This is a genomic window from Geopseudomonas aromaticivorans (assembly GCF_019097855.1).
Taxonomy (GTDB): domain Bacteria; phylum Pseudomonadota; class Gammaproteobacteria; order Pseudomonadales; family Pseudomonadaceae; genus Geopseudomonas; species Geopseudomonas aromaticivorans.
Genome location: NZ_JAHRGL010000001.1, coordinates 236,857 through 262,254, shown reverse-complemented (window position 1 = coordinate 262,254; position 25,398 = coordinate 236,857). Strand labels below are relative to the sequence as shown.

Below are 25,398 nucleotides of genomic sequence, written 5' to 3'. Positions count from 1 at the left end.
CGGAGCCCGCCGATGTTGCTCAACCTGTTCAACGAACTGCGCGCGGCCCGGGTGCCGGTGTCGCTGCGCGAGTTGCTCGACCTGCTCGAGGCGCTCGAACGCCAGGTAGTGTTCGCCGACATGGACGGCTTCTATTACCTGGCGCGCACCGTGCTGGTGAAGGACGAGCGGCATTTCGACAAGTTCGATCGCGCCTTCGCCAGCTACTTCAACGGCCTGCAGAGTCTGGATGCGGCGCTCGAGGCGCTGATTCCCGAGGACTGGTTGCGCAAGGAGTTCGAGCGCTCGCTCAGCGCGGAAGACAAGGCGCAGCTGAAGAGCCTCGGCGGCCTGGAGCAGCTGCTCGAAGCGTTCAAGCAGCGCCTGGCGGAGCAGAAGGAGCGCCACGCCGGCGGCAACAAGTGGATCGGCACCGGCGGCAGCAGTCCGTTCGGCTCTGGCGGCTACCATCCCGAGGGCATCCGCATCGGCGATGCTGGCCAGCGCCAGGGCCGGGCGGCCAAGGTCTGGGAGCAGCGCGAGTATCGCAACCTCGACGACCAGATGGAGCTGGGCTCGCGCAACCTCCAGCTGGCCCTGCGCCGCCTGCGCAAGTTCGCCCGCCAAGGGGCGGCCGAGGAGTTCGACCTCGACGGCACCATCGAGCACACCGCGCGCGATGCCGGCCTGCTCAACATCCGCATGCGCCCCGAGCGGCGCAATGCCGTGAAGCTCCTGCTGCTGTTCGACATCGGCGGCTCGATGGATAGCCACGTCAAGGTTTGCGAGGAGCTGTTCTCCGCCTGCCGCACCGAGTTCAAACACCTCGAGTACTTCTACTTCCACAACTTCGTCTACGAGGGGGTGTGGCGGGACAACCAGCGGCGCCTGAGCGAGCGCCTGGCCACCGTCGACCTGCTGCACAAGTACGGGCCGGACTACAAGGTCGTGTTCGTCGGCGACGCCGCAATGGGACCCTACGAGATCAGCCATGCCGGCGGCAGCGTCGAGCACTGGAACGACGAGCCGGGCTTCGTGTGGATGCAGCGCTTCATGGACACCTACAAGAAGCTCATCTGGATCAACCCCTATCCACAGGATACCTGGAAGTACACGGCCTCCACCGGCATGGTCCGCGAGCTGGTGCAGGGGCGCATGTACCCGCTGACCCCGGCGGGGCTGGAGGAGGGCATGCGTTTTCTGGCCGCCAACTGAGCCTCTTCCGGCGTTGCGCTGCGGCTGCTACTGTCCGCGCCCGCGCAGCGGTGCCGCCTTGGCCGGGACGCGGTTCCGAGCGTGGCGCGCACCCCGTCTGACCAATTACGGCCCGCGGCATCCAGCCAGCGGGCCGCCGTTTTTTCAGGAGTTTTCGATGTCTGCCACACGCCAGGGCGTGGATGCGTTCGCCCTGCAATTGATGGTGCTGCTGTGCGGCATCTGGGGACTGCAGCAGGTCGGGATCAAGCTGGCTGCGCCGGACATGGCGCCGCTGCTGCAGGTTGGGCTGCGCTCGGGGATCGCCGCCGTGTTGGTGGCGCTGTTCATGCTCTGGCGCCGCCAGCCGCTCGCCCTAGGTGATGGCACCCTGCGCGCCGGTCTGCTGGTCGGCGCGCTGTTCGCCCTGGAGTTCTTCTTCGTCGCCGAGGGGCTGCGCCACAGCAGTGCCGCGCACATCGTGGTCCTGCTCTACACCGCACCGATCTTCGCCGCACTGGGGTTGCACTGGCGTGTGCCCAGCGAGCGCCTGCGGCGGCTGCAGTGGCTGGGTATCGTGCTGGCCTTCGCCGGAATCACCCTGGCCTTCGCCGGCGGGTTGCTGGGGCAGCATCTCTCGCCCGGCATGCTGCTGGGCGATCTGTACGGCCTGCTGGCAGGCATGTCCTGGGGGGCACTGACCGTGTCGGTGCGCTGCAGTCGACTGTCGGAGGCGCCGCCGGCCAAGACCCTGCTGTTTCAGCTGGTTTGTGGCTGCCTCCTGCTGCTGCCGGTCGCCTGGCTGGGCGGGCAGACGGAGGCGGTCCGCCTTACCCCGCTGGTGTGGGGCAACCTGCTGTTCCAGAGTGTGCTGGTGGCCTTCGCCAGTTACCTGGTCTGGTTCTGGCTGCTGCGCCGCTACCTGGCTTCGGGGCTGGGAGTGTTTTCCTTCATGACCCCGCTGTTCGGGGTCTGCTTCGGCGTGTGGTTTCTGGGTGAGCGCATCGACGCCTTGTTCATCGGCGGGGGGCTGTTGGTGCTCTTCGGCATCAGCCTGGTCAGTGCCGATGGCTGGTGGCGCCGCTTGCTGAGCTAAGCGCATGGCTGGGCGCGATCCGGCGCACATGCGAAAATGTGCGTCATGTCCCGAGCCCAATGCCCGCGCTGCGCGCGTCCGCTGACACACTGCCTGTGTCAGCTGATCCCCCATCTATCCAGCCACACCCGGGTGCTGATCCTGCAGCACCCGGACGAGACTCGCCACGCGCTGAACACCGCGCGGCTGGCCGCGCTCGGGCTGGCCAATGCCGAGCTGCGGGTTGGCGAGCACTTCCCCGAGCTGGAGAGCGAACTGGCAGCGACAGGGGGAGCGGCTTGGCTGCTGTTTCCCGGCGAAGGTGCCCAGACGGTCGCGCAGTTGGCGGCGTCCGCCACTGGTGCGCCGGTCGAGCGGCTGCTGATTGTGCCGGACGGCACCTGGCGCAAGGCGCGGCGCCTGCTGTACTGCAACCCCTGGTTGGCAGAGTTGCCGCGGCTGGCGCTGGAGGACGGGCTGGTCAGTCGCTATCGCCTGCGCAAGGCCCCGGCGGCCGGTGCGCTGTCGACCATCGAGGCTATCGTGCATTGCCTGAACGGGCTGGAAGGCACCGGGCGTTTCGATGAGTTGCTGCGCCCGTTCGAGGCACTGATCGAGGCGCAGATTGCGGCGATGGGCGAGGAGGTCTACCGGCGCAATCACCTGCGCGGTGATGCGCCGGACGAGTGAGCGTCAACGCTCGCGCAGTGCTTCCGAGCGCGCCTTGAGAACTGGCTTGAGCAGGTAGTCGAGCACGCTCTTCTGGCCGGTGATGATGTCGACGTTGGCGACCATGCCGGGAATGATCAGCAGCGGCTTGTCCACGCTGCCCAGATGGCTTTTGTCGGTGCGCAGCTGGATCAGGTAGAAACTCTTGCCCTCTTCGTCGGTGATGGTGTCGGCGCCAATCATCTCCAGTTTGGCCTTGAGGCCGCCGTAGATGGTGTAGTCGTAGGCGGTGAACTTGACCATCGCCTGCTGGCCGGGGTGGAGGAAGGCGACATCCTGCGGACGGATACGGGCCTCGATCAGCAGACTGTCTTCCAGCGGCACGATTTCCAGCAGGTCGCTGCCGGGCTGCACCACGCCGCCGATGGTGTTGACCTTGAGCTGCTTGACGATGCCGCGCACCGGGGAAACCACGCCGGTACGGCTGACCCGGTCCTCGATGGCGCGACTGGACGCGGTGATCTTGCTCAGCTCGGTGCGGGCTTCGTTGAGCTCCTTCAGGGCGTTGGTGCGGAACGTCAGGCGGGCTTCCTCGATCTTGCGCTCGACCTCCTTGACCGCCGATTCGGCACGCGGAATGGCCAGGTTGGTGGCATTCAGCGAACCGCGGGTTTCCACGGCACTGCGGCGCAGGCGCAGCAGCTCGACCTGGGAGATGGCGCCGCTGGCCACCAGCGGCTCGGACATGTTCAGCTCGCTCTGGATCAGACCGAGGCTGGCGCTGTATTGCTGCGCCTTGGCGCGGAACTCCGCCAGCTCCTGGGTTTTCTGCCGCAGTTGCTCCTGCAGGATGCTGACCTCGCTGCTCAGCCCCTGCTGGCGCGAGCGGTACAGGGCCTGCTCATCGGCGGCCAGACCCGGCGCGACCTTGGCGATCTCCTCCGGCAGCTGCAGCGGGCGGCCTTCGCCTTCGGCGCTCAGGCGCTCGACCCGGGCCAGCAGGGCGAGGCGGTCGGCTTCGCTTTCGCTCATGTTGGAGACGAAGCGGGTGTCGTCCAGACGCAGCAGCGGGTCGCCCTTTTCCACCACCTGGCCTTCGCGGACGAATATCTCCGCGACGATGCCGCCTTCCAGGTTCTGGATGGTCTGCACCTTGCTCGAGGGAATCGCCTTGCCTTCGCCGGTGGTCACCTCGTCGAGCACGGCGAAATGGGCCCACACCAGCGCGGTCAGGAGGAACAGGGCGGTCAGCCAGACCGTCATACGGGTCAGGCCGGTGGAATCCTCCGCCAGCGCGCCCTGGACTTCCGGCATGAATTCGGTATCGCGGGACTGACGCAGCGGGCTCAGGTAACCACCCAGGGTTTGCAGAGTGCTCATGATCGTCTCCCTAGACCGATGCCGGGCCGACACGGCCGTTGCGCAAGGCTTCGATGACCGTTTCCTTCGGCCCGTCGGCAACGATCTTGCCGCCGTCGAGCACGATCAGACGATCCACCAGGCTGAGCATGGAGATGCGGTGGGTGATCAGAAGCAGGGTCTTGCTGCGGCTCCAGTCGTGCAGGCGCGTGCGCAGCGCTTCCTCGCTGCTGTTGTCCATCGAGCTGGTCGGCTCGTCGAGCAGCAGCAGCGGTGGATTGAGCAGCAGCGCGCGGGCCAGCAGCACCGCCTGGCGCTGTCCGCCGGAGAGCAGCTGGCCACGCTCGCCGACCGGCCGTTCGAAGCCCTGTGGGTGCTGGCGGGCCAGCTCGCTGACCCCGGTCAGCTCGGCGACTTCGAGCAGGCGCTCGTCGCTGATGTAGCGGGCGCCCAGTGTCATGTTGCTGCGCAGGGTGCCGGCAAGCAGGGGCAGGTCGTGGGCGACGTAGCCGATCTGGTGGCGCAGGTCGGCGACGTCGATTTGCCGCTGGTCGATGCCGTCGAAGAGGATCTGCCCTTCGCTCGGGCTATAGAACCCCATCAGCAGGCGCGCCAGGGTGCTCTTGCCCGAGCCGCTGCGGCCGATGATGGCGATCTTCTCGCCGGGGGCGATGCGCAGGTTGATGCCCTGCAGCGCCGGTGAACTCTGCTCTGCATAGCTGAAGGCGACCTGGCGCAGTTCCAGGGCGCCGTGGAGGCGGGTGTGCTCCAGCGGTCGCTGCTGGCTGTCGCGCTCCTGCGGCAGGTTCATCAGCGTATCGGTGCTTTTCATGGTCAGCTGGGCTTGCTGGTGGCGGGTGATCAGACTGGCGACCTGGCCGAGCGGCGCCATGATCCGGCCATTGAGCATGTAGCAGGCGACCAGCGCACCGACGCTGAGGTTGCCGGCGATGATGGTGTAGACACCGGCGACGATCATCGCCACCCCGGCCAGCTGCTGCAGGAATAGGGTGCCGTTGAGCGCCACGGCGGACAGCAGGCGCGCATGGCTTTCGAGCCGGCTCAGGGCGCCGTGGGTATTTTCCCACTGGTGCTGACGCTCGCTCTCGGCACCGCAGCTTTTCAGGGTTTCCAGGCCGCCGAGGGTTTCGATCAGCAGCGCCTGGCGTTCGGCCCCCAGGGCCAGGCTGCGCTGCACGGTGTCGCGCAGGCGGTGCTGGATGACGTAGGCGAACAGCGCGGTGATGGGGAAGGCGAGCAGCGGAATGACCACCAGCCAGCCACCGAGCAGACCGATCACTGCGGTCATCAGCAGGGCGAAGGGCAGGTCGATCAGGCTGGTCAGGGTGACGGCAGTGAGAAATTCGCGCAGGCCCTGGAAGTCGTGAATGCTCTGGGCGAAGCCGCCGATGCTGGCCGGACGGGCCTTCATCATCATCCCGGTGATGCGCTCGAACAGGGTGGCCGAGAGCACCACGTCGGTCTTCTTGCCGGCCACATCGAGCAGGCGAAAGCGCAGCACGCGCAGCAGCAGCTCGAACAGGGTGCCGATCAGCAGGCCGATGGTCAGCACCCAGAGCGTCGAGAGTGCCTGGTTGGGGACCACGCGGTCGTAGGTCTGCATGACGAACAAGGGCGCCATCAGCCCGAGCAGGTTGATCAGCAGGCTGGCGAGGATGGCGTCGGTATACAGCCAGCGCGACAGCTTGAGGGTGTCGCGAAACCACGACTTGACCCGGGGTACCAGCGGCGTGCGCAGCTCTTCCAGCTCATGGCGGGGGCGAGCGAACAGTGCCTGCCCGGAGTATTCGGCGGCCAACTGCTCGCGCTCGACCCACTGCTCGCCACCGTCCGCTTCGCAGGGCAGGATCTGCGCCTGGCCCTTGTCGTTCCACTGGCGCAGCACGGCACAGTGGCCGTCCTTGAACAGCAGCAGCACGGGAAGGTTGAGTGCGGAAATGGCCTCCAGTGGCCGGCGCAGCAGGCGTGCCTGCAGGCCGGCGCGCGCAGCGGCACGCGTCAGCAGGTCGGGGGAAAGACGCTGCCCGGGCAGCGGCAGGCCAGCGCTGAGGCTGGCCCGGCTGACCGTTCGGCCGTGTAGCCTGCTGAGGATCAGCAGCCCGTCGAGCAGCGGGTCATCGTGCATGTGCCGAGGGTCATCGGCTTTGCCCACCTGTTCCATGGTCGTCATGAAGCGATCCCCCATCCTGCAAGCAAGTCCCTGCTTTTATTATTTTCAGGCGCGGACTGCGGAACGTGTCACTTCATGCTCGGCAGGCGCGCCTCGCTTTTCACTTCGGTGCGGGCCAGGGCCTCGCTCGGCGGCACGACATTGTGGGTGCGCAGCAGGTCGCCCATGGACGCCACTACCCGGTACATGGAGAACTCTTCCGTGTAGCGCACGTCGGTGTAGCGGCGATTGGCGCTGAACAGTTCGTTCTCGCTGTCAAGCAGGTCGAGCAGGGTGCGCTGCCCCAGGGAGAACTGCTGCTGGTAGGCCTCGCGCACCTTGGACGTGTAGCTGGCGTAATCGCGGGCCTTCGGGGTTTGCAGGCGGGCGTTTTCCATGGCGTTCCACGACAGCATCAGGTTCTCGTTGAGTACCCGCAGGGCGTTGTTGCGGATGTCCATCGACTCGTTGATCTTGTGCGCGCCGGATTGCAGCAGAGCCTTGTCGCGCATGCCGTTGAACAGGTTGTAATTCATCACCACGCCGGCATACCAGCGGTTGTAATGACCTTCATCCCCTTGGATGTTGTCGTCGGCATTGCCCGAGAGTTCGACATCGAAGCGTGGATAGAACTTGGATTTGGCCGATTCGTACTGTTTCTCGGCGGCCTGAACGTCGGACTGGGCCGACTTGAGCAGCGGGCTGTTGTCCATAACCCGATCACGGGCGCTGGCCACGCTGTCCGGCATTTGGCCGCGGATCGAGGCCGGGGTTTCCAGTTCGTCGGGCATGCGGCCAACGGCGCTGAAGAAGTTCGCCTCGGCATCGGCCAGGTTCACCTGCTCGGTGTAGAGGTTGTTCTCAGCCAAGGCCAGGCGCGCCTGCGACTGGTCGCGGTCGGCGTTGCTGCCAACCCCGCGCTCGGCGCGCATGCTGATCTGGTCATGGATGCGTTGGTGCGCCTGCAGGTTGTTCTCGGCCAGGGCGACCATCTCGCGCCGCTTGAGCACGTCCAGGTAGACCTCGATGGTGCGCAGCGCCAGGCTTTCCGTGGCACCCAGCGTTCGATAAGCGCGCGAGTTGACCACCGCCTCGTTGCGCGCCACTTCATTGGGGGTATAGAAGCCGTCGAACACCATCTGCCGCAAACGCAGCTCTGCGGTGCGGGAGTTCAGGGTTTCCGTGTTGTGATCGCCGATGATGCGGGTGCTGGGACTGTCGGTGTGCTCCCGACCGTAGCTGGCCAGCATGTCGACCGTCGGCAGGTAGCCGCCCTGGGCGATCTTGAGTTCTTCGTCAGCCGACAACCGGTTGTTGCTGGCAGCATGGATCTCGGGGTGGTTATCGATGGTGCTCTGAATCGCTTCCGTGAGGGACATGGCCGAGGCTTGATTGAAACCTGCTGCCAACAGCAGCCCAACCCACATTGATGAGTGGCGCATGGGTATCTCCTTACCATTGGTATCCACTTGCTAATGGTCGTCGCCAATAAAATGACTTCCGCTGCTGCCTGGCGATTTTTTTATTCCGTTCACAAGTATGTAAGAACATCCTCCATGCTTTGCGTAGAGCGATTTCTCATAAGGGTTATGTGGAAATGATCTTATTCGTCGCTAAAAACGCGCCACATTGTTTAGAGAGAAAAGCCAATGGAAATCCGTTTCAGCCGGATTTTGCAGACTTCAGAAGATCGGGCGGCAGGGAGAGCGAAAGCAGGGGGGAACTGCTTTGTGGAGGGGAAGTTAAGTGGTCACAGGAGTGACGGTTTTTCGTCATTTTGCTCTGCGGTAGGCGGGGCGCACTCATACACACCTCTGCAGTCACCACCCTGTTAGCAGCTGTCCGGTCCTGTCCGGGCAATCAGCGACGCATGACAGTCGACGCTTGCGACTGTATCGGAGGGTGGATTCATGGCTAAGTTGATCGGATTTGTCAGGGCGGTTGTCGGAGAGGTTTTTGCCGTAGCCGCGGACGGCAGCAAGCGCCAACTGGGCGAGGGGGATCGGGTTTTCGCCGGAGAGCAACTTCTCACCGGTGCCGGAGGCGCTGTAGCCATTCGCCTGGTCAACGGCGGCGAGTTGACCGTGGGGCGTGACAGTTCGCTGATGCTGGATACCCAGCTGCTGGCAGGAGAAAACGCCCGCGCGCCGATTCAACCCGCCACCCCCGAACATGTGCCCAGCGCCCAGGAGCTGGCCGAAGTCGAGGACGTCCAGCAGGCCATCGCCTCCGGCGTCGACCCTACCCTCAGCTTGCCCGCCACGGCAGCCGGCCCTGGCGCTGGCGGCCCCGCCGGCAGTGGGGGGGGCGGTATTTCCTTCGTGCTGCTGGGGGAAACCGGCGATCGCGTGGACCCGAACATCGGCTATCCGACCGGACCGCTGCAGTTTGCGCCGCTGTTCCCGGAGATCTTTCCGCAGGGGGCGGATGAGGAGCTGGATCCCATTCCCTCGATTCGAGTCGAGTACTTCGCCGACGAAACGGGACAGGTTCTGACCGAGCGCGGCTTCGTGGACGAGGCTGCACTTCCGGGGGGCAGCCGAGCGGAAAGTCCCGCCGAGTCGACCTTCGGTCGCGTGGTGATCTCTTCGCCGGATGGCATCCAGGCCATCCAGGTTCAGGATGTGAATGGAAACTGGGTCGATGTCACGGCCGGCGGGACGGTCCAGGGGCAATACGGTACCTTGCAAGTCGGACCCAATGGCACCTGGGTGTTTACCCTCAATGGCAATACCCTCGATCACGATGACCCCAACGCCACTACCACTGATGAGGTGGTGCAAAACTTTCCGGTCCGCGTGATCGACGCGGATGGGGACATTTCGCCACCGGCAACACTGGTGATCAATATTGGCGACGATGGTCCGCAGGCGATCAATGACAGTGTGCTGACACCTGAAGATACGCCGGTAACGATCAATGTTCTGGGCAACGACGTCCAGGGGGCCGACTCCGGCGCCACGCTGGTTTCGGCCGTCCTGACGGGCGGCAGCGGTACAGTCAGCTTCCTGCCGGATGGCTCGGTGACTTTCACTCCGGCGCCCGGCTTCGAGGGCTTGGCGTCCATCAGCTACGTGATGCGCGATGCGGACGGCGATACCGCGCAGGCGGTGCTGACCGTTGGCGTGGGGGTCGACTCTGTTCCGGATCTGGCCATTACCTATGGCCCCGGTGCCGGGGTGGTCGACGAGGCAGCGTTGAATGCCGGTGGCAGCGGTGATGGCTTGCCAGGCAGCAATCCGTCCAGCACGGCAGAGCAGACCTCAGGTTCCATTGTGGTGGATACCAAGGGCGACTCGCTTGGCAGCGTGACCATCAGCAGCGTGATCATCGGTGGTGTCGATGTGACCAACGGTGGCACGGTCGCCGGCCAGTACGGCGTACTGGAGGTCACCAGGATCACCGAGGGTGAGTACAGCTGGACCTACACCCTGAATGACAACAGTCTCGATCATGATGGAGCCAATCTGACCGGCACCGATGATCAGCTGTTCGATGTCTTCAGCGTAGTGGCCACGGACAACGAAGGCGATCCGGCGGGCCCGCAGGCACTGACCATTGCGATCAACGATGACGGGCCGACGGCGGTCAATGACAGTGTGCTGACTCCCGAGGACACGCCTGTAACGGTCAATGTGCTGGGCAATGATGTCCAGGGCTCGGACACAGCGACGCTCATCGGCGCCTCTCTGACCTCGGGCAATGGCTCGGTAAGCTTCCTGCCGGATGGTGCGGTGACCTTCTCGCCCGCTCCGGGCTTCGAGGGGGTGGCGACGATCGCCTACACCATCCTTGATGCTGACGGTGATTCCTCGCAGGCGGTGCTTACCGTTGGCGTGGGGGTCGACTCTGTTCCGGATCTGGCCATTACCTATGGCCCCGGTGCCGGGGTGGTCGACGAGGCAGCGTTGAATGCCGGTGGTAGCGGAGATGGCTTGCCGGGCAGCAATCCGTCCAGCACGGCCGAGCAGACCTCTGGCTCCATTGTTGTGGATACCAAGGGCGACTCACTGGGCAGCGTGACCATCAGCAGCGTGATCATCGGCGGAGTCGATGTGACCAACGGCGGCGCAGTCGACGGCCAGTACGGTGTGCTGCAGGTGACCAAGATCGGCGAGGGTAAGTACAGCTGGACCTACACCCTGACCGACAACAGCCTTGATCATGCGGGTGTCAATCTGACCGGGACCGATGATCAGTTGTTCGACGTCTTCAGCGTGGTGGCCACGGACAACGAAGGCGATCCGGCGGGCCCGCAGGCGCTGACCATCGCGATTAACGATGACGGGCCGACGGCGGTCAATGATGGCAGCAGCCTGAGCGAAGATACCGCCAGCGTTAGCGGCAATGTACTGGTTAACGATATCGCTGGTGCCGACGCCGGAGTGGTCGTCACCACGCCCGGGACCGCAATCGGCAGCTACGGACAACTGGTTCTGGGTGCCGGCGGCGACTACACCTATACCCTGAATACCGCCAGCCCGGTCGTGCAGGGCCTGGATACGGGTGCGAGCCTGACCGAAACCTTCTCCTACACCATGCGCGACGCTGACGGTGACGAAAGCTCTGCGACAGTCACCATCACCATCACGGGCAGCAACGACGTACCGAGCCTGACGGTGGATCCGGGGAACGGCGGGGCCAACGATGTGGTCGACGAAGCCGGCCTGTCGAGCGGCTCGAATGCCGCGTCGCCCAGCGAATTCGCCAGCGGCACCTTCACCCTGTCGGATGCCGATGGGCTGGACGACCTGCAGAGCGTGACCATCAACGGCATTACGGTAGCCATCGGTAGCCTGGCTGGCTCCAGCTTTGCCGGAGCCAGCGGTACGCTGACCATTACGGCCTATGACGCGGCTACCGGCGTAGCCACCTACACCTATCAGCTGACCTCGCCCACCACCGACCTGGCCGGCATCGAAACCGACACGTTCACCCTGAGTGTGTCCGACGGCACGACTCCTTCGGCACCGGCGACCATCACCATCGACATCCTCGACGACCTGCCCAACGCGGAGAACGATGTCCCGGCCAGCCTGGTCGAGGACGGTCTGAGCCTGGTCGAGGGCAACGTGCTGTCCAACGACGAGCACGCCAATGGCCAGATCGGCGCGGACGGACGCATCTTCGTCGCCTGGGAGAGTTCCACCGCAAATATCCTGTCGACTTACGGCACCGTGGCCCTCGGCGATGACGGCAGCTACCGCTTCGTCCTCGACAACACGCGCCCTGCGACCCAGGCGCTCAATGCCGGCGAGGTGGTGAGCGAGACCTTCACCTACACCATCCGCGATGCCGACGGCGATACGGACACTGCGATCCTGACGCTCAGCGTGACCGGCGCGGCTGACGGCGTCATGCTGGGTGGTCTGGATGGCACGGGCAGCGAGATCGTCGTCGACGATGCGAACCTCAGTGACGGCAGTGCCGCGAATCCGGCGTTGCTGACGCAGACGAACAGCTTCACCTTCTCGGCGCCGGATGGCGTGCAGAGCCTGAGCGTCGGCGGCAGTGCCTTGATCAGCGGGGGCGTGCTGGTGGCGCCGCTGCCGACGCTGACCAGTGCGCTGGGCAACACGCTGACCATCACTGGGGTTAACTACGACGCGGCGACGGGTACGGGCACGGTCACCTACAGCTACACCCTGCTGGACAACGAAATGCACACCCAGCCGGCCAACGACACCGCGCTGAGCGAAAGCTTCGCGGTGGAGCTGATCGATGACAGTGGCAGCACGACCAGCCAGAGTCTGGACGTCACCATCCTCGACGACGTGCCCAATGCGGTGAGCGGCAAACCGGCCAGCCTGGTTGAGGACGGTTTGAGCCTGATCGAGGGCAACGTCCTGCTCAACGACGTGCACGCCAATGGCCAGATCGGGGCGGACGGTAAGACCTTTGTTGGCTGGGAGAGCCCCACGTCGAGCGTACTGTCGACCTACGGCACGGTGGAGTTGGGTGCGGACGGCAGCTTCCGCTTCACCTTGGATAACACGCTGGCAGCCACCCAGGCGCTCAATGCGGGGCAGGTGGTGAGCGAAACCTTCACCTACACCATCGTCGACGGCGATGGCGATACGGACACTGCGACGTTGACTCTCCGGGTGGTCGGTACGGACGACGGCGTCGTGCTGAGCGGCCTGGATGGCACGGGTGGCGAGATCACCGTCAGCGACGCCAACCTCGCCGACGGCAGTGCCGCGAATGCGGCGCTGCTGACGCAGACCGGCAGCTTCACCTTCAGCGCCCCGGACGGCGTACAGAGCCTGACGGTGGGCGGTAGCGCGCTGATCAGCGGTGGCGTGTTGGCCGGGACGCTGCCGACCCTGACCAGCGGGCTGGGCAACACGCTGACGATCACCAGCGTGAGCTACGATCCGGCGACGGGCAGCGGCACGGTGTTCTACAGCTACACCCTGCTCGACAACGAGATGCACACCCAGCCGCTCAACGACACCGCGCTGAGCGAAAGCTTCGCGGTGGAGCTGATCGATGACAGTGGCAGCACGACCAGTCAGAGCTTGGATGTCACCATCCTCGACGACGTGCCCAATGCGGTGAGCGGCGAACCGGCCAGCCTGGTCGAGGACGGCCTGAGCCTGATCGAGGGCAACGTGCTGCTCAATGACGTGCACACCAATGGCCAGATCGGTGCGGATGGGCGCTTCTTCGTCGCCTGGGAGGATTCCACCGCAAATATCCTGTCGACCTACGGCACCGTGGTCCTGGGCGATGACGGCAGTTTCAGTTTCGTCCTCGACAACACACGCCCTGCGACCCAGGCGCTCAATGCCGGCGAGGTGGTGAGCGAGACCTTCACCTACACCATCCGCGATGCCGACGGCGATACCGATACCGCGACCCTGATTCTGCGCGTAGCAGGGGCCGATGACGGTGCCGTGCTGAGTGGCCTGAACGCAACGGGTGGCGAGATCACCGTCAGCGACGCCAACCTCAGTGACGGCAATGCCGCGAATGCGGCGCTGCTGACGCAGACCGGCAGCTTCACCTTCAGCGCTCCGGACGGCGTACAGAGCCTGACGGTGGGCGGTAGCGCGCTGATCAGCGGTGGCGTGCTGGCCGCGACGCTGCCGACCCTGACCAGCGGGCTGGGCAACACGCTGACGATCACCAGCGTGAGCTACGATCCGGCGACGGGCAGCGGCACGGTGTTCTACAGCTACACCCTGCTCGACAACGAGATGCACACTCAGCCGGCCAACGACACCGCGCTGAGCGAAAGCTTCGCGGTACAGCTGATCGACGACAGTGGCAGCACGACTAGCCAGAACCTGGATGTGACCATCCTCGATGACGTGCCGCAGGCCTTCCTTCCCGAGCACGGCATGCTGATCGACCAGGTTGCCGCTACCCGAGTCATTACGGGGGATCTGCGCTTTGCCGAGGCAGCGGGCGCCGATGGGGTGGGCAATGTGGTGTTCACGCCCACCTTCGGCAAGGCGGAAGGAGATGCCGCGAGGGACGGCAGTGGCCACCTGATCACCTTGTTCAATGCAGTCACCGGGAAGGGGGAGCAGCTGTACCTGCACTACAGTGCCGATGGCCATACGCTGGAGGCTACAACGGCCGGTGGCACGGTCGGGTTCACCATGGTTCTCGATCCCGCGACCGACACCTACACGCTGACGACCTCGGGTGTGCTTTCCAACGACACCCGGACCGTGATCAGCGGCCTTTCCGCAACCGGCAGTGCTGGCCATGACAACTTCAAGGCGCTGCTGAATGTCGACCCGGTCACGCTGCAGGATGTGCTGATGTCCTCCACCACGGGTCCAGTCAACAGCACCTCGACAGACATCGGCATTGCTGATCAGTGGATCGATACGGGTGATAACATTCGCTTCGACTTCGTCAACGGCCTGGCCGTCAATGCGGCCAGCACGACCGGGTTCAGCTACAGCACCCACAACCTGATCCACAGCTTCCGCCAGAGTATCTCCCAGGTTCAGGGTAACAACGGCGTGGTGAATCTGACCCTGCTGGCGATCGTTGCCGATAACGACAACGTGTTTGGTGCGACAGATCCAGACGACACCCACGTCGACCTGTCGACCAGCGATATCAAGGTCTATAACGCCTCAGGGGTGGACGTGACTGGCTCGGTCACCCTGATCGATAACGTTGATTCAATCACCATCAATGGCCTGCATGACGACTGGAGTTTCGAGATCAATTCGGCAACCCAGTTCAGTGCCGTGCAGGTAACGGGCGCGAGCGGTTCCACGGACTTCGCTCTCGGTACCTTCAGCTACTCCCAGGTCTTGCCATCGCAGCCCATCGATCTGGCCTACCAGATCCAGGCTACCGATGGTGATGGGGATGCCATGCTCAGCACGGTGAACGCCACGCTTTACCCGCAGGAAAACACCCTCGAGGGCGGTGCTGGCAATGATCCGCTGCCCGGTACGGCGGCGGCTGACTGGATCTTTGGTCACGACGGCAACGACAGTCTCAGCGGCCTGTTGGGGGATGACGCGCTGTCAGGAGGCGATGGCATTGACCTCCTCAACGGCGGGCAGGGTAGCGATCTGCTGTCCGGCGGCAAGGGGGCGGATACCTTCGTCTGGAACGCTGGTGATTCTGGTATCGACCGCATCACCGACTTCACGCCGGGGGAAGACAAGTTGGACCTTTCCCAGCTGCTCCAGGGCGAGACCAGCACCGTCGAGAGTCTGAGCAGCTATCTGAGCTTCACCTTCGGGGCCAGCACGACGATCACCGTGGACGCCAATGGAACAAACGCCGGGCCGGTGCCGCCACAAAGTATCATTCTGGAGGGCGTGGATCTTTCGGTGGCTTATAACTCCCCCGATGCTGCGGGTGTCATCGCCGGCATGCTCGGCGACGGTACACTCAAGGTCGACACTGTCTAACCTGATGTAAAATGACCAGCCCGCCACCATGACTGGTGGCGGGCTTTTTCATGGAGTGAAGACCATGGTTTATGTCCAGCGATCCCTCGATGGTCATTTGTTGCGCGTGGAGCGTCAGCCCTTCGAGGGCATGACGGAAACCCTGGAGCTGGAGAGCGAGGAGCTGCATGCCTGGCTCAACCGCGAGGAAGTCCGCAGCCGCCTGAACAAGCTGAAGGATTCCGACCTCGAGCTGATCCGCGTTCTGGAGGATCTGGTCGGTGTGCTGGTCGAGCAGGGGGTGATTCGCTACACCGATCTGCCCGAGGCGGCGCAGCGCAAGCTGCAGGATCGGGCCCAGGCGCGCGCCGGGCTCGGCGGCTTGAGCAATCTGCTGGGCGACGAGGATGAGCAGCATCTGATCTGATTTTCTGCGTCGCGCACCCCCGGCTCGCCCTGCGCCAGTCGCTTGTCTGTCATCGCCCCGTAGTCCTTGCTGCGGGGCGATGTCGTTTCCGGGGGGGTCAACGTTGCCACGGCGTCGGGGCGCCGATCAGGCGGCCCATCAGCCCGTGGATGCCGAGCTCCTGCAGGGCTTGTGCCTCGCCCTCGCGCTCGACCATTTCGGCGATCAGCGGCAGGTCGATATTGTGGGTGGTGCGCTGGATGGCGTCGATGAATACGCGCTTGTCCCGCTCCTGGTCCAGCCCGCGGATATAGCTGCCGTCGATCTTCAGGTAGGCCAGGCCGAGATGGGTGAGGTTGCCGATCAGGCTGAAGTGGCCGCCGAAATGCTGCAGGCCGAGGCGGTAGCCGGTTTCGCGGAAGGACTGGCAGAGCGATTGCAGTTGCTCCGCGGGCGGCAGGCTGCGCTCGTCCAGCTCCAGGCAGAGCAGTCCGGCATGCTGGGGATGCTTGCGCAGGGTGTGCAGGAGCAGCGCGAGGCTGACCTGATCGTGCAGGGTGGCACTGGACAGGCTCAGCGCCAGGGGCTGGCGGTACTGCTCGATGTGCGCCAGGGCGTGTTCGAGCATGAGCTGGTCGAGCCGGGCGGCCCAGCCGAGCCGGGCAATCCAGGGCAGGAACAGTCCGGCGGGAATGGCCTTGCCCTGCGGGTCGAGCAGGCGGGCGAGGACCTTGTGCTGCAGGATCACCGCGCGATCATTGCTACGTACCACCGGCTGGAAGTACAGCTGCAGTTTGCCTGCGCCGAGGGCATCGTCCAGCCACAGGCGCCACTGGTGCAGGTCGAGACTGGCGCTCGGCTCGTAGTCGTCCAGGCGCTCCCAGGGTTTGTCCGGGCGGTGCTGGGCCTGGGCCAGCGCCTGGTCGGCACGAGCCAGCACATGGGCTTCGGCTTCGCCGGGATGGAATACGCAGAGCCCCATGCAGGCGACCGGAGAGCAGTCGCTGGTTCCGGTGTTGCGCAGGTTCTCCACCGCCTCGCTGAGTTCGGCGGCGAGCGTGTCGGCTTCGCTGGCGCTGAGTCCCGGGGCAAGCAGGGCGAACTCGCCGCCGCGGCTGCGCGCCGCCAGCCAGTCGGGGTGGTCGTGCTGTTCGATCAGGCGCTGCAGCAGTTCACCGATGTCGCGGATCAGGCTGTCGCTGCGCGCGCCACCGAGGCGCTGGTTCAGGCCGGTGAGGTCATTGATGCGCAAGACCAGCAGGTAGCCCGCGGCATTCTGTTCGTTGGCCAGCAAGTGGGTATTCAGGTGCATGTCGAACCGGCGGCGATTGGCCAACCCGGTGAGATCGTCCTGATAGGCCTCGCGGCGCAGTTGCTCGCTGCGTGCTGCCTCCTCGACGAACAGGCTGCGCAGCTTGTCGACCATCTGGTTCATCGCCATCACCACCCGCCGCAGTTCGGGTGTGCGCGGTAGCTGCGGCAGACTGAGGAACTCGCGCCGGCTGATGGCTTCGGCCTGCTGCACCATGCTGTCGAGCGGGCGCAGCTGGACGCGTAGCAGCCAGCCGCCGAGCGCGGCACTGAGCAAGCCGCAGAGGACCAGCCAGGACAGGCTGCCCATGGCACTGTCCCACAGGCGGGCGAGGGCGAACTGCGGATGGCTGACCACCTCGATCCGGGCCGCCTGCTCCCAGCCGCGCATGATCAGGGCTTCGCCGCCCTCGGGCTTGAGGTCGACCAGGCGGGCGAACCAGCCGGGCACCTGCTCCGTGCCGGGCGTCATCTGCCGTTCGACCAGCACGCGGTCGTCGTTGATGCGCAGCACGCGGATGCTGGAGAAGTAGCCGCTGTCGAAGATCGAGCTGACCATCAACTCCATCATCGCCGGGTCGTCGACGTGCGGAGTCAGCGACAGGCCCAGCGCGGTTGCCGCATCCTGGGCATGCGAGCGCAACTGGCTGATCATCTGCTCGCGCGAGCTTTCCAGGCTGGTGACGAAGCTGCCGGTGAAGGCCACCAGCAGGAACAGGCAGATGGCGATGAACAGTTGCTTCAACAGGGACATGGAGCCTCCTAGCTTTCGTTCAGGGCAAATCCTTCGGCGCGCATCTTGTTCAGCAGATCCTGCCAACGCGACAGTTTCTTACTGTCCCCCGTGCGTCTGCCGCCGCCGGGGCCGGGCAGCCAGAGGCCTTCGGCATTGAAGGCGTACACCGGCAGCAGGTCGCGGCGTTGCGAGGCGGGGCGGATATCGGGAATCAGGTTGTCCAGCACCAGCGGATCGCTGCTCGGCGTGGCGTACCAGGTCAGCACCATGTGCGCCTGGTTCAGCTCCAGTGCCTTGACGTAGGTGATGCGCAGCTTCTCGCTGGGGATGCCGAGGCGGCGCAGGGTCAGGTACTTGGCGATGGCATAGTCCTCGCAGTCGCCGGCACCCTTGATCAGCGCCTCTACCGGGGTTGCCCAGTAGTCGGTCTGCTGCCAGGTGCGTGCATCGTCGATGAACAGCAGGGTGCGGTTGAAGAAGCCGTTGACCGCCTGCAATTGCTCCAGCTCCTGCAGGCGGGTGCTTTGGCTGATCAGGTCAGACCATTCCGCCAGGCGGGTCTTGCCGGCGCCGAGGGCGCCATGCTGCTGTTCGGCCAGGCGAATGATCAGAGCGAAGTCCCACCACGCCTGTGCGCGCACGCCGAGCAACAGGGCGGCCAGCAGACACAGGATCGCGACGACGCATTTGCCCCCCGAGACTTTCGGGCTCATCCCTTGCGGCTCCATCGACTGCCCATGTCCTGCAATGTCTGGTTTCAGGATAGGTGTAATTGTCGCGGCCTGCGACTGCCGGGATCAGGGGCGTCCCAAGGTTTTCTGGCGCAGGATGTAAAAGCTGACCAGTACGGCACTGGTCAGCATGAACAGTCGCGCCGGCAGCAGCGGGACGAGGTAGCAGGACAGCAGGATGCTCGCCCACATCAGGCCGATGGCGTAGACCTTGGCCTTGAGCGGAATGCCCTGGCCGTCGAGGTAGTCGCGGATCCACGGGCCGAGGCGTGGGTGGGTGACCAGCCAGACGTAGACGCGGCGCGAGCTGCGCACGAAGCAGGCGGCGGCCAGCAGCAGGAAGGGAGTGGTCGGCAGGACCGGGAGAAAGATGCCGATGACGCCGAGCGCCACGCTGATCCAGCCAATGCCCAGCAGCAACCAGCGCAACCAGGCATGACGGGTTTCGGGATATTCGCGTGGCGCCATGCGGCGCGGCTCAGTGCTGGCGCGGCTTGAGCAGCGCAGGTTTCTCTTCCGGCGCCTGGCAGAGCAGGAACAGCGCGGTCAGCAGTTCGGGAATCTGGTCGATCATGCTGTCCACCAGGTCGCGATCGCGGGCGATGTCGTCGAATTCGGGCTGTTCGTCGAACAGGCCGGAGCCGACCATGATCGGCAGCAGCAGTTCGCTGACTTCGTCCTCGGCGTCCTCGAACCACACACCTTCGCGCAGGAACACGCCTTCCATGAAGCCGATGCACCAGCCGCGCAGGTCGGACTCGTCCGGCTCGTCGCCGAGGTCGAGGTCGCAGGGCAGCTCCATGTCCTCGTCGCTGGCCAGCTGGCGGCCGATATGGGCCTTGAGCTTGATCAGCGCGTCCTCGATGTCGGCCTTCTCGTCGTCGCTGCGATAATGCGGCGGTTCGGCGAACAGGGCGTCGATCCACTCGCGCTCGGGCACCTGCTCGGGGCAGATGGACAGGGCGGTCAGGTAGCCATGGGCAGCCACGTAGTCCAGCGCTTCCTCATGCAGATCGTCGGCATCGAGAAAGGCTTGCAGGCGGGAGAGTTGCTCGGCGAAGGACATCGGGATACTACCTCAGGACGTATGCGTTCCGGATTGTAGACGAGCGGGCGACCTGCCGCTAGGCGAGTGGCGCACGGTTGCGGCGCGCCGCTGGCGTATAATGCGCGGCTTCATTCGGAGGCCACATGCTCGATTCCGCCCTGCGCACACTCAAAGACGTGTTCGGTTACGACGCTTTCCGCGGCAATCAGGCGCGGATCATCCAGCGCGTGAGCGAGGGCGGCGACGCCCTGGTGCTGATGCCCACCGGCGGCGGCAAGTCGCTGTGCTTCCAGGTGCCGGCGCTGCTGCGCGATGGCGTGGCGGTGGTGGTGTCGCCGCTGATCGCGCTGATGGACGACCAGGTCGCCACCCTCGACGAGCTGGGCGTGGCGGCGGTGGCGCTGAACTCGACCCAGACGGCCGAGGAGCAGCGCGAGATCGCCGAGCGCCTGCGTCGCGGCGAGATCAAGCTGCTCTACCTGGCTCCCGAGCGCCTGGTGCAGCCGCGCATGCTGGCCTTCCTGCAGAGCCTGCCGATCGCCCTGTTCGCCATCGACGAGGCGCACTGCGTGTCGCAGTGGGGCCACGACTTCCGCCCCGAATACCTGCAGCTCGGCCAGCTCGCCGAGCTGTTCCCGCAGGTTCCGCGCATTGCCCTGACCGCCACCGCGGACAAGCGCACCCGCGAGGAGATCGTCCAGCGCCTGCACCTGGAAAACGCCGAGCGCTTCCTCTCCAGCTTCGACCGGCCGAACATCTTCTACCGCATTGTGCCCAAGGATCAGCCGCGCAAGCAGCTGCAGGCCTTCCTCGAAGGCCGCAAGGGCGATGCCGGCATCGTCTACTGCATGTCGCGCAAGAAGGTGGAGGAGGTCGCCGCCTTCCTCAGCGCGCAGGGCTACCCGGCGCTGCCGTACCACGCCGGGCTGTCCAACGAGCTGCGCGCGCACAACCAGAAGCGCTTCATCAATGAAGAAGGGCTGATCATGGTGGCGACCATCGCCTTCGGCATGGGCATCGACAAGCCCAACGTGCGCTTCGTCGCCCACCTCGACCTGCCCAAGTCGCTGGAAGCCTACTACCAGGAAACCGGCCGCGCCGGTCGCGACGGCCTGCCCTCGGAAGTGTGGATGGCCTACGGCCTGCAGGACGTGCTGTTCCTGCGCCAGATGCTGCAGAACTCCGAGGGCGACGAGCAGCACAAGCGCGTCGAGCGCCACAAGCTCGACGCCATGCTCGCGCTGTGCGAGGAGTCGCGCTGCCGCCGCCAGGCGCTGCTGGCCTACTTCGACGAGGACATGCCACAACCGTGTGGACACTGCGACAACTGCGTCGACGGCGTGGAAACCTGGGACGCCACCGAGCCGGCGCGCCTGGCGCTGTCGGCGATCTACCGCAGCGGCCAGCGCTACGGCGTCGGCCACCTGGTCGACCTGCTGCTCGGCCGCGACACCGACAAGATCCGTGCGCTCGGCCAGCAGCACCTGGCGGTGTTCGGCAAGGGCAAGGAGCTGGCCGAGGCCGACTGGCGCACCCTGTTCCGCCAGCTGGTGGCGCGCGGCCTAGCCGACGTCGACCTCGACGGCTTCGGCGGCCTGCGTCTGACCGACAGCTGCCGGCCGCTGCTGCGCGGCGAGGTCAGCCTCGAGCTGCGCCGCGATCTCAAGCCGCAGCGCGCCCAGCGCAGCAGCGGCGGGCCGAGCCAGGCCAGCCAGCTGGTGCGCGGTGACGAGCGGCCGCTGTGGGAGGCGCTGCGCACCCTGCGCCGCAAGCTGGCCGAGGAGCACAGCGTGCCGCCCTACGTCATCTTCCCCGACGCCACCCTGCTGGAAATGCTGCGCAGCCAGCCGCAGTCGCTGTCCGACATGGCCCGGGTCAGTGGCGTCGGCGCACGCAAGCTGGAGCGCTACGGCCAGGCCTTCCTCGACGTGCTCACCGACAGTCCGGCCGCGCCAGCCGTGCCGGTGGTGGTCGCCGACCTGCGCCACGAGCTGGTCAGCCTTGCCCGTTCCGGGATGACCCCGCAGCAGATCGCCCGCCAGCTCGATTGCAGCGAGAAGAACGTCTACAGCCTGCTGGCCGAGGCGATCGGCCGCCAGCAGATCAGCCTCGAGCAGGCGCTGGATCTGCCCGAGGAGCTGCTCGGCGAGATCCACGACGCCTTCCTCGACGGCGACGCCGAGCTGCCGCCGGTGGCGGCGATTGCCGAGGCGTTCGACGGTCGCGTGGCGCTCGGCGTGCTGCACTGCGTGCGCGCGGCGCTGGAGTCCGAGCTGGGCGCCTGAGTTCGCCATTCCCCTGACTGGCGGGCGCTGTCGCCCGCCCGCCGTCGTGCTCGGCAGGGAAGGGTTGCCGATAGATGCTTAGCAGGCTAATAATTAGCCCATTGAGTATCAGGAGCGCGACCATGGCCCATTCCGATCATCGCTTCGGCGCCGACATCGCCCTGCTCGCGCGCACCTGGCGCGCCGAGCTGGACCGCCGCCTCAGTCATCTCGGCCTGTCGCAGGCGCGCTGGCTGGTGTTGCTGCATCTGGCGCGCCAACCCGAGCCGCCGACGCAGAGCGAGCTGGCGCAGATGATCGGTGTCGAATGCCCGACCCTGGCGCGCCTGCTCGACGGCCTGGAGACCCAGCAACTGGTGCGCCGGGTCCCGGTGGCCGAGGACCGCCGCGCCAAGCGCATCGAGCTGCTGCCGGGTACCGGGGCGCTGATCGCGCAGATCGAGGCCATCGCCGGCGAGCTGCGCCGCGAGGTCCTCGGCAGCATCGATCAGCAGGAGCTGGAGGTGTGCCAGCGCGTGCTGGGTCAGATGCAGGCCAACCTGGAGCGGCGCTGACATGGGCCACGACCTCGACGTCCTGGCGGCGCGCTTCGGCCGGCATTACCCGCGCTGGTTGCTGGCGCTGCTGATCATTTCCACCATGACCATGGTGCTGTCGTCGACCAGCATCAACGTGGCCCTGCCGGCGATCATGCGGGACTTCGCCATCGGCCGGCCGCTGGCCCAGTGGCTGGTCACCGGCGTGCTCTCCGCGATGACCTCCGGCCTGCTGCTGTCGTCCTGGGCGCAGGCGCGCTTCGGCTCGCGGGCGACCCTGCTGACCAGCTTCGGCCTGTTCCTGGTCACCTCTCTGGTGGCGCCCTTCGTCACCTCGATCTGGGCGCTGATCGCCATCCGCATCGTCCAGGGGCTGTGCGCCGGCATCGCCCAGCCGCTGTCCATGGTGCTGATCTTCCGCACCTATCCGGGCGAGGGGCGGGGGCTGGCCCTGGGCCTGTTCGGCCTGGGCGCGATGATGGCGCCGGCCCTGGGGCCGACCCTGGCGGGCTTCCTGGTCGACCATTTCGGCTGGCACGCGGTGTTCTGGCTGCCGGCGCCGGTCTGCGTCATCAGCCTGATTGGCGGTGCGCTGCTGCTGCCCACCCTGCGTTCGCTGACCCCGCCGCGGCTCGACGTGCCCGGCTTCGTTCTGCTCAATCTGGCGCTGTTCGGCATCCTCGCCGCCCTGGCCGAGGCGCAGCGTTTTGGCTGGCTGGACAGCGCCACCCTGTTGAGCGGAGCGGTCGGCCTGCTCGGCCTGGTCGCCTTCCTCTGGCGCTGCACCCACCACTCGGCGCCGCTGCTGCCGCTGCGCCTGTGGCGCAACGCCAGCTTCCGCCACACCAGCTGGGTGTCGATGGTGCTGGGGGTCAGCCTGTTCGGTATCACCTACCTGGTGCCGCTGTACGTGCAGACGGTGGATGGCTACAGCGCCAGCGACGCCGGCCTGTTGCTGCTGCCCACTGGCCTGGTGCTGGGTGTCGCCGTGTTCGTCGGCGGCTGGTTGAGCGACAAGCTGGCGGCACGCTGGCTGCTGGTCGGCGGCCTGGGGCTGCTCACCCTGTCCACCGCCGGTCAGGCATTGATGGGCAGCGGCGCGGGCTTCTGGGCGGTCTGTGCCTGGGCTTCGCTGGGGCGCCTTGGTATCGGCGGCCTCATGCCGGGGGTGAGTACCGGCGCGGTGCAGGACCTGCCCCCCGAGGAGCTGGCGCCGGCCACCGGCACCATCAGCTTCATGCGTCAGCTCGGCGGGGCGCTGGGCATCAACCTGCTGACCTTCTTCCTCGAGTGGCGTCACGCGGCCGAAGGTGCCGATGCGGCCGCCAATGCCATGGCTTTCCAGCAGAGCTTCTGGCTGCTGACTGTGCTGTTCGCCCTGGCCCTCTGGCCGGCCTGGCTGCTGCGCAATCGCTGACCTGCGCCGCGGGCGGGACAGCTATGATGCTGTCTCGCCCGTTTCCATGTTCAGGATGTCGTCGGCATGTCCACGCCCAAACCCGAAATCGTCATCACCTACTGCACCCAGTGCCAATGGCTGCTGCGCGCCGCCTGGCTGGCCCAGGAACTGCTGTCCACCTTCAGCGACGACCTCGCTCGGGTGAGCCTGGAGCCCGGCACCGGCGGGGTGTTCCGCATCGCCTGCGACGGCGTGGAGATCTGGGAGCGCAAGGCTGACGGTGGCTTCCCCGAGGCCAAGGTGCTCAAGCAGCGCGTGCGCGACCAGATCGATCCGCAGCGCGACCTCGGCCACAGCGACCGCCCGCGCGGCGAATGACGAACTGCGCCGACGAGCGGCGCGGCTTGCCGACTGTGGCTATGCTGCGTTAACGGGGCCAGGCGCCAGTCGCAGCGGCTCCCGACGCCAGCAATGACCCAGCCGCGCCAGCCGGAGGTAGCTGATGGACTGTGCCCAGTCTTGCCCGTCGCCATGCGCACCTCGTACCGGCGCTGAGCGGGCTGTCGAGGCTTGCCCATGCGTCTGCTGATCGTCAGCGACACCTGGGAGCCGCGGGTCAGCGGCGTGGTCACCTGCCTGCGCGCGCTGGTGGCGGAACTGGAGGCGCTGGGTTGCGAGGTGGGGGTGCTGTCGCCGCTGGACTTCCGTTCGCTGCCCTGTCCGGGCTACCCGGAGATCGCGCTGGCCTGGGATCTCTGGCGGGTCGCCGAGAAGATCCGCGAATTCGCCCCGGATGCCGTGCACCTGGCCACCGAAGGCCCGCTCGGCTGGGCCGCGCGCTACTGGCTGCAGCGTCGCGGCCTGGCGTTCTCCACCGCCATGCACACCCGCTTTCCCGAGTTCGTCCATGCCCGCTGGCCGGTGATCCCGCTGAGCCTGGGCTATGCCTGGATGCGCGCCTTCCACCGGCCGAGCGATGCCGTGCTGGTCAGCACCGTGCGCATGCAGACCGAGTTCGCCGGGCAGGGCTTCGCCCGTCTGGCGCTGTGGCGCAAGGGCGTCGATGTCCGCCAGTTCCAACCGCGGCTGGAGCCGCTGGGGGAGGGGGCGCCGGTGTTCCTGTATGTCGGCCGCCTGGCGCCGGAAAAGACCCTGGAGGCCTTCCTCGATCTCGAGCTGCCGGGCGAGAAACGGGTGGTCGGCGATGGCCCGTTGCGCGCCGAGTTGCAGCGGCGTTATCCGCGGGTGCGCTTCCTCGGCTATCTGCGTGGCGAGACGCTGGCGGCGGCCTATCGCGCGGCCAGCGTGCTGGTGTTCCCCTCGCGCACCGACACGCTCGGCCTGGTGATGCTCGAGGCGCTGGCCTGCGGCACCCCGGTGGCGGCCTTCCCGGTCAGCGGGCCGCAGGACGTGCTGCGCCAGGGCGTCAGCGGCGTCATGGACGAAGACCTGCAGCGCGCCTGCCTGCAGGCCTTGCGACTGGATCGCCGCGCCTGCGCCGCCGAGGCGCGGCGCCAGTCGTGGCAAGCCTCGGCACTGGAGTTCCTCGCCCGCCAGCCGCAGCTGAATGGTGCGCCCTGCCTGCCGGCGGGGCCACTGCGGGTCGAACGCAGCACGCCCTGAGCGT

At 66.0% G+C, this 25,398-nt stretch carries 17 protein-coding genes; 10 read left to right on the top strand and 7 right to left on the bottom strand.

Features of this window, described 5'->3' with window-relative positions:
- Nucleotides 1–12: 12 nt before the first annotated feature.
- From KRX52_RS01180 to KRX52_RS01170, 3 genes are all read left to right on the top strand, one after another.
- Nucleotides 13–1,194: a vWA domain-containing protein gene (locus tag KRX52_RS01180; RefSeq protein WP_217679316.1), complete on the top strand. Its 1,182-nt coding sequence runs from the start codon at nt 13–15 to the stop codon at nt 1,192–1,194.
- 157 nt (nt 1,195–1,351) lie between these two features.
- The gene (locus KRX52_RS01175; RefSeq protein WP_217679315.1) at nt 1,352–2,269 is read left to right on the top strand and encodes a DMT family transporter; all 918 of its coding nucleotides are present in this window, start codon (nt 1,352–1,354) and stop codon (nt 2,267–2,269) included.
- 45 nt (nt 2,270–2,314) lie between these two features.
- On the top strand, nt 2,315–2,938 hold the full coding sequence (locus KRX52_RS01170) for a tRNA-uridine aminocarboxypropyltransferase (protein ID WP_217679314.1): 624 nt from the start codon (nt 2,315–2,317) through the stop codon (nt 2,936–2,938).
- A gap of 3 nt (nt 2,939–2,941) precedes the next feature.
- Here the strand turns inward: KRX52_RS01170 and KRX52_RS01165 are convergent, their stop codons facing one another.
- From KRX52_RS01165 to KRX52_RS01155, 3 genes are all read right to left on the bottom strand, one after another.
- Entirely contained in the window at nt 2,942–4,297 is a 1,356-nt protein-coding gene (locus tag KRX52_RS01165) for an HlyD family type I secretion periplasmic adaptor subunit (RefSeq protein WP_217679313.1), read from the bottom strand.
- Nucleotides 4,298–4,307: 10 nt separating this feature from the next.
- Nucleotides 4,308–6,467: a type I secretion system permease/ATPase gene (locus KRX52_RS01160; protein ID WP_217679312.1), complete on the bottom strand. Its 2,160-nt coding sequence runs from the start codon at nt 6,465–6,467 to the stop codon at nt 4,308–4,310.
- Between the two features lie 68 nt (nt 6,468–6,535).
- Complete coding sequence (locus tag KRX52_RS01155) at nt 6,536–7,888, bottom strand: TolC family outer membrane protein (RefSeq protein WP_217679311.1); 1,353 nt, start codon at nt 7,886–7,888, stop codon at nt 6,536–6,538.
- 468 nt (nt 7,889–8,356) lie between these two features.
- Between KRX52_RS01155 and KRX52_RS01150 the strand changes: the two genes are divergently transcribed.
- On the top strand, nt 8,357–15,340 hold the full coding sequence (locus KRX52_RS01150; RefSeq protein ID WP_217679310.1) for a retention module-containing protein: 6,984 nt from the start codon (nt 8,357–8,359) through the stop codon (nt 15,338–15,340).
- Between the two features lie 64 nt (nt 15,341–15,404).
- The gene (locus tag KRX52_RS01145) at nt 15,405–15,746 is read left to right on the top strand and encodes a tryptophan synthase subunit beta (protein ID WP_217679309.1); all 342 of its coding nucleotides are present in this window, start codon (nt 15,405–15,407) and stop codon (nt 15,744–15,746) included.
- A 97-nt stretch (nt 15,747–15,843) separates the two neighbouring features.
- Here the strand turns inward: KRX52_RS01145 and lapD are convergent, their stop codons facing one another.
- The 4 genes from lapD to KRX52_RS01125 form a co-directional block, all read right to left on the bottom strand.
- The gene (gene lapD / locus KRX52_RS01140) at nt 15,844–17,790 is read right to left on the bottom strand and encodes a cyclic di-GMP receptor LapD (RefSeq protein WP_217679308.1); all 1,947 of its coding nucleotides are present in this window, start codon (nt 17,788–17,790) and stop codon (nt 15,844–15,846) included.
- 8 nt (nt 17,791–17,798) lie between these two features.
- A complete protein-coding gene (gene lapG / locus KRX52_RS01135; RefSeq protein WP_217679307.1) occupies nt 17,799–18,485 on the bottom strand; it encodes a cysteine protease LapG in 687 nt (228 codons plus the stop codon).
- 84 nt (nt 18,486–18,569) lie between these two features.
- Nucleotides 18,570–18,971 carry a YbaN family protein gene (locus tag KRX52_RS01130; RefSeq protein WP_217679306.1) on the bottom strand — a complete coding sequence of 134 codons (402 nt, stop codon included), beginning with the start codon at nt 18,969–18,971 and terminating at the stop codon, nt 18,570–18,572.
- Nucleotides 18,972–18,981: 10 nt separating this feature from the next.
- Nucleotides 18,982–19,569 (bottom strand): UPF0149 family protein, encoded by a 588-nt coding sequence (locus tag KRX52_RS01125; RefSeq protein WP_217679305.1) that lies wholly within the window; start codon nt 19,567–19,569, stop codon nt 18,982–18,984.
- A gap of 125 nt (nt 19,570–19,694) precedes the next feature.
- Here KRX52_RS01125 and recQ point away from each other — a divergent pair, with 125 nt between their 5' ends.
- From recQ to KRX52_RS01100, 5 genes are all read left to right on the top strand, one after another.
- Nucleotides 19,695–21,836, top strand: a complete 2,142-nt coding sequence (gene recQ / locus KRX52_RS01120) for a DNA helicase RecQ (RefSeq protein WP_217679304.1) — start codon at nt 19,695–19,697, stop codon at nt 21,834–21,836.
- Nucleotides 21,837–21,958: 122 nt separating this feature from the next.
- Entirely contained in the window at nt 21,959–22,390 is a 432-nt protein-coding gene (locus tag KRX52_RS01115) for a MarR family transcriptional regulator (protein ID WP_217679303.1), read from the top strand.
- A gap of 1 nt (nt 22,391) precedes the next feature.
- Nucleotides 22,392–23,789, top strand: coding sequence for a DHA2 family efflux MFS transporter permease subunit (locus tag KRX52_RS01110; protein WP_217679302.1), 1,398 nt, complete (start codon nt 22,392–22,394; stop codon nt 23,787–23,789).
- Nucleotides 23,790–23,855: 66 nt separating this feature from the next.
- Nucleotides 23,856–24,149: an Rdx family protein gene (locus KRX52_RS01105; RefSeq protein ID WP_217679301.1), complete on the top strand. Its 294-nt coding sequence runs from the start codon at nt 23,856–23,858 to the stop codon at nt 24,147–24,149.
- A 198-nt stretch (nt 24,150–24,347) separates the two neighbouring features.
- Nucleotides 24,348–25,394 (top strand): glycosyltransferase family 4 protein, encoded by a 1,047-nt coding sequence (locus KRX52_RS01100; RefSeq protein ID WP_217679300.1) that lies wholly within the window; start codon nt 24,348–24,350, stop codon nt 25,392–25,394.
- The last annotated feature ends 4 nt before the right edge of the window (nt 25,395–25,398 follow it).

Coding starts and splice junctions, on each gene's coding strand:
- KRX52_RS01180 (WP_217679316.1), top strand. CDS start 13: ATGTTGCTCAACCTGTTCAACGAACTGCGCGCGGCCCGGGTGCCGGTG.
- KRX52_RS01175 (WP_217679315.1), top strand. CDS start 1,352: ATGTCTGCCACACGCCAGGGCGTGGATGCGTTCGCCCTGCAATTGATG.
- KRX52_RS01170 (WP_217679314.1), top strand. CDS start 2,315: ATGTCCCGAGCCCAATGCCCGCGCTGCGCGCGTCCGCTGACACACTGC.
- KRX52_RS01165 (WP_217679313.1), bottom strand. CDS start 4,297: ATGAGCACTCTGCAAACCCTGGGTGGTTACCTGAGCCCGCTGCGTCAG.
- KRX52_RS01160 (WP_217679312.1), bottom strand. CDS start 6,467: ATGACGACCATGGAACAGGTGGGCAAAGCCGATGACCCTCGGCACATG.
- KRX52_RS01155 (WP_217679311.1), bottom strand. CDS start 7,888: ATGCGCCACTCATCAATGTGGGTTGGGCTGCTGTTGGCAGCAGGTTTC.
- KRX52_RS01150 (WP_217679310.1), top strand. CDS start 8,357: ATGGCTAAGTTGATCGGATTTGTCAGGGCGGTTGTCGGAGAGGTTTTT.
- KRX52_RS01145 (WP_217679309.1), top strand. CDS start 15,405: ATGGTTTATGTCCAGCGATCCCTCGATGGTCATTTGTTGCGCGTGGAG.
- lapD (WP_217679308.1), bottom strand. CDS start 17,790: ATGTCCCTGTTGAAGCAACTGTTCATCGCCATCTGCCTGTTCCTGCTG.
- lapG (WP_217679307.1), bottom strand. CDS start 18,485: ATGAGCCCGAAAGTCTCGGGGGGCAAATGCGTCGTCGCGATCCTGTGT.
- KRX52_RS01130 (WP_217679306.1), bottom strand. CDS start 18,971: ATGGCGCCACGCGAATATCCCGAAACCCGTCATGCCTGGTTGCGCTGG.
- KRX52_RS01125 (WP_217679305.1), bottom strand. CDS start 19,569: ATGTCCTTCGCCGAGCAACTCTCCCGCCTGCAAGCCTTTCTCGATGCC.
- recQ (WP_217679304.1), top strand. CDS start 19,695: ATGCTCGATTCCGCCCTGCGCACACTCAAAGACGTGTTCGGTTACGAC.
- KRX52_RS01115 (WP_217679303.1), top strand. CDS start 21,959: ATGGCCCATTCCGATCATCGCTTCGGCGCCGACATCGCCCTGCTCGCG.
- KRX52_RS01110 (WP_217679302.1), top strand. CDS start 22,392: ATGGGCCACGACCTCGACGTCCTGGCGGCGCGCTTCGGCCGGCATTAC.
- KRX52_RS01105 (WP_217679301.1), top strand. CDS start 23,856: ATGTCCACGCCCAAACCCGAAATCGTCATCACCTACTGCACCCAGTGC.
- KRX52_RS01100 (WP_217679300.1), top strand. CDS start 24,348: ATGCGTCTGCTGATCGTCAGCGACACCTGGGAGCCGCGGGTCAGCGGC.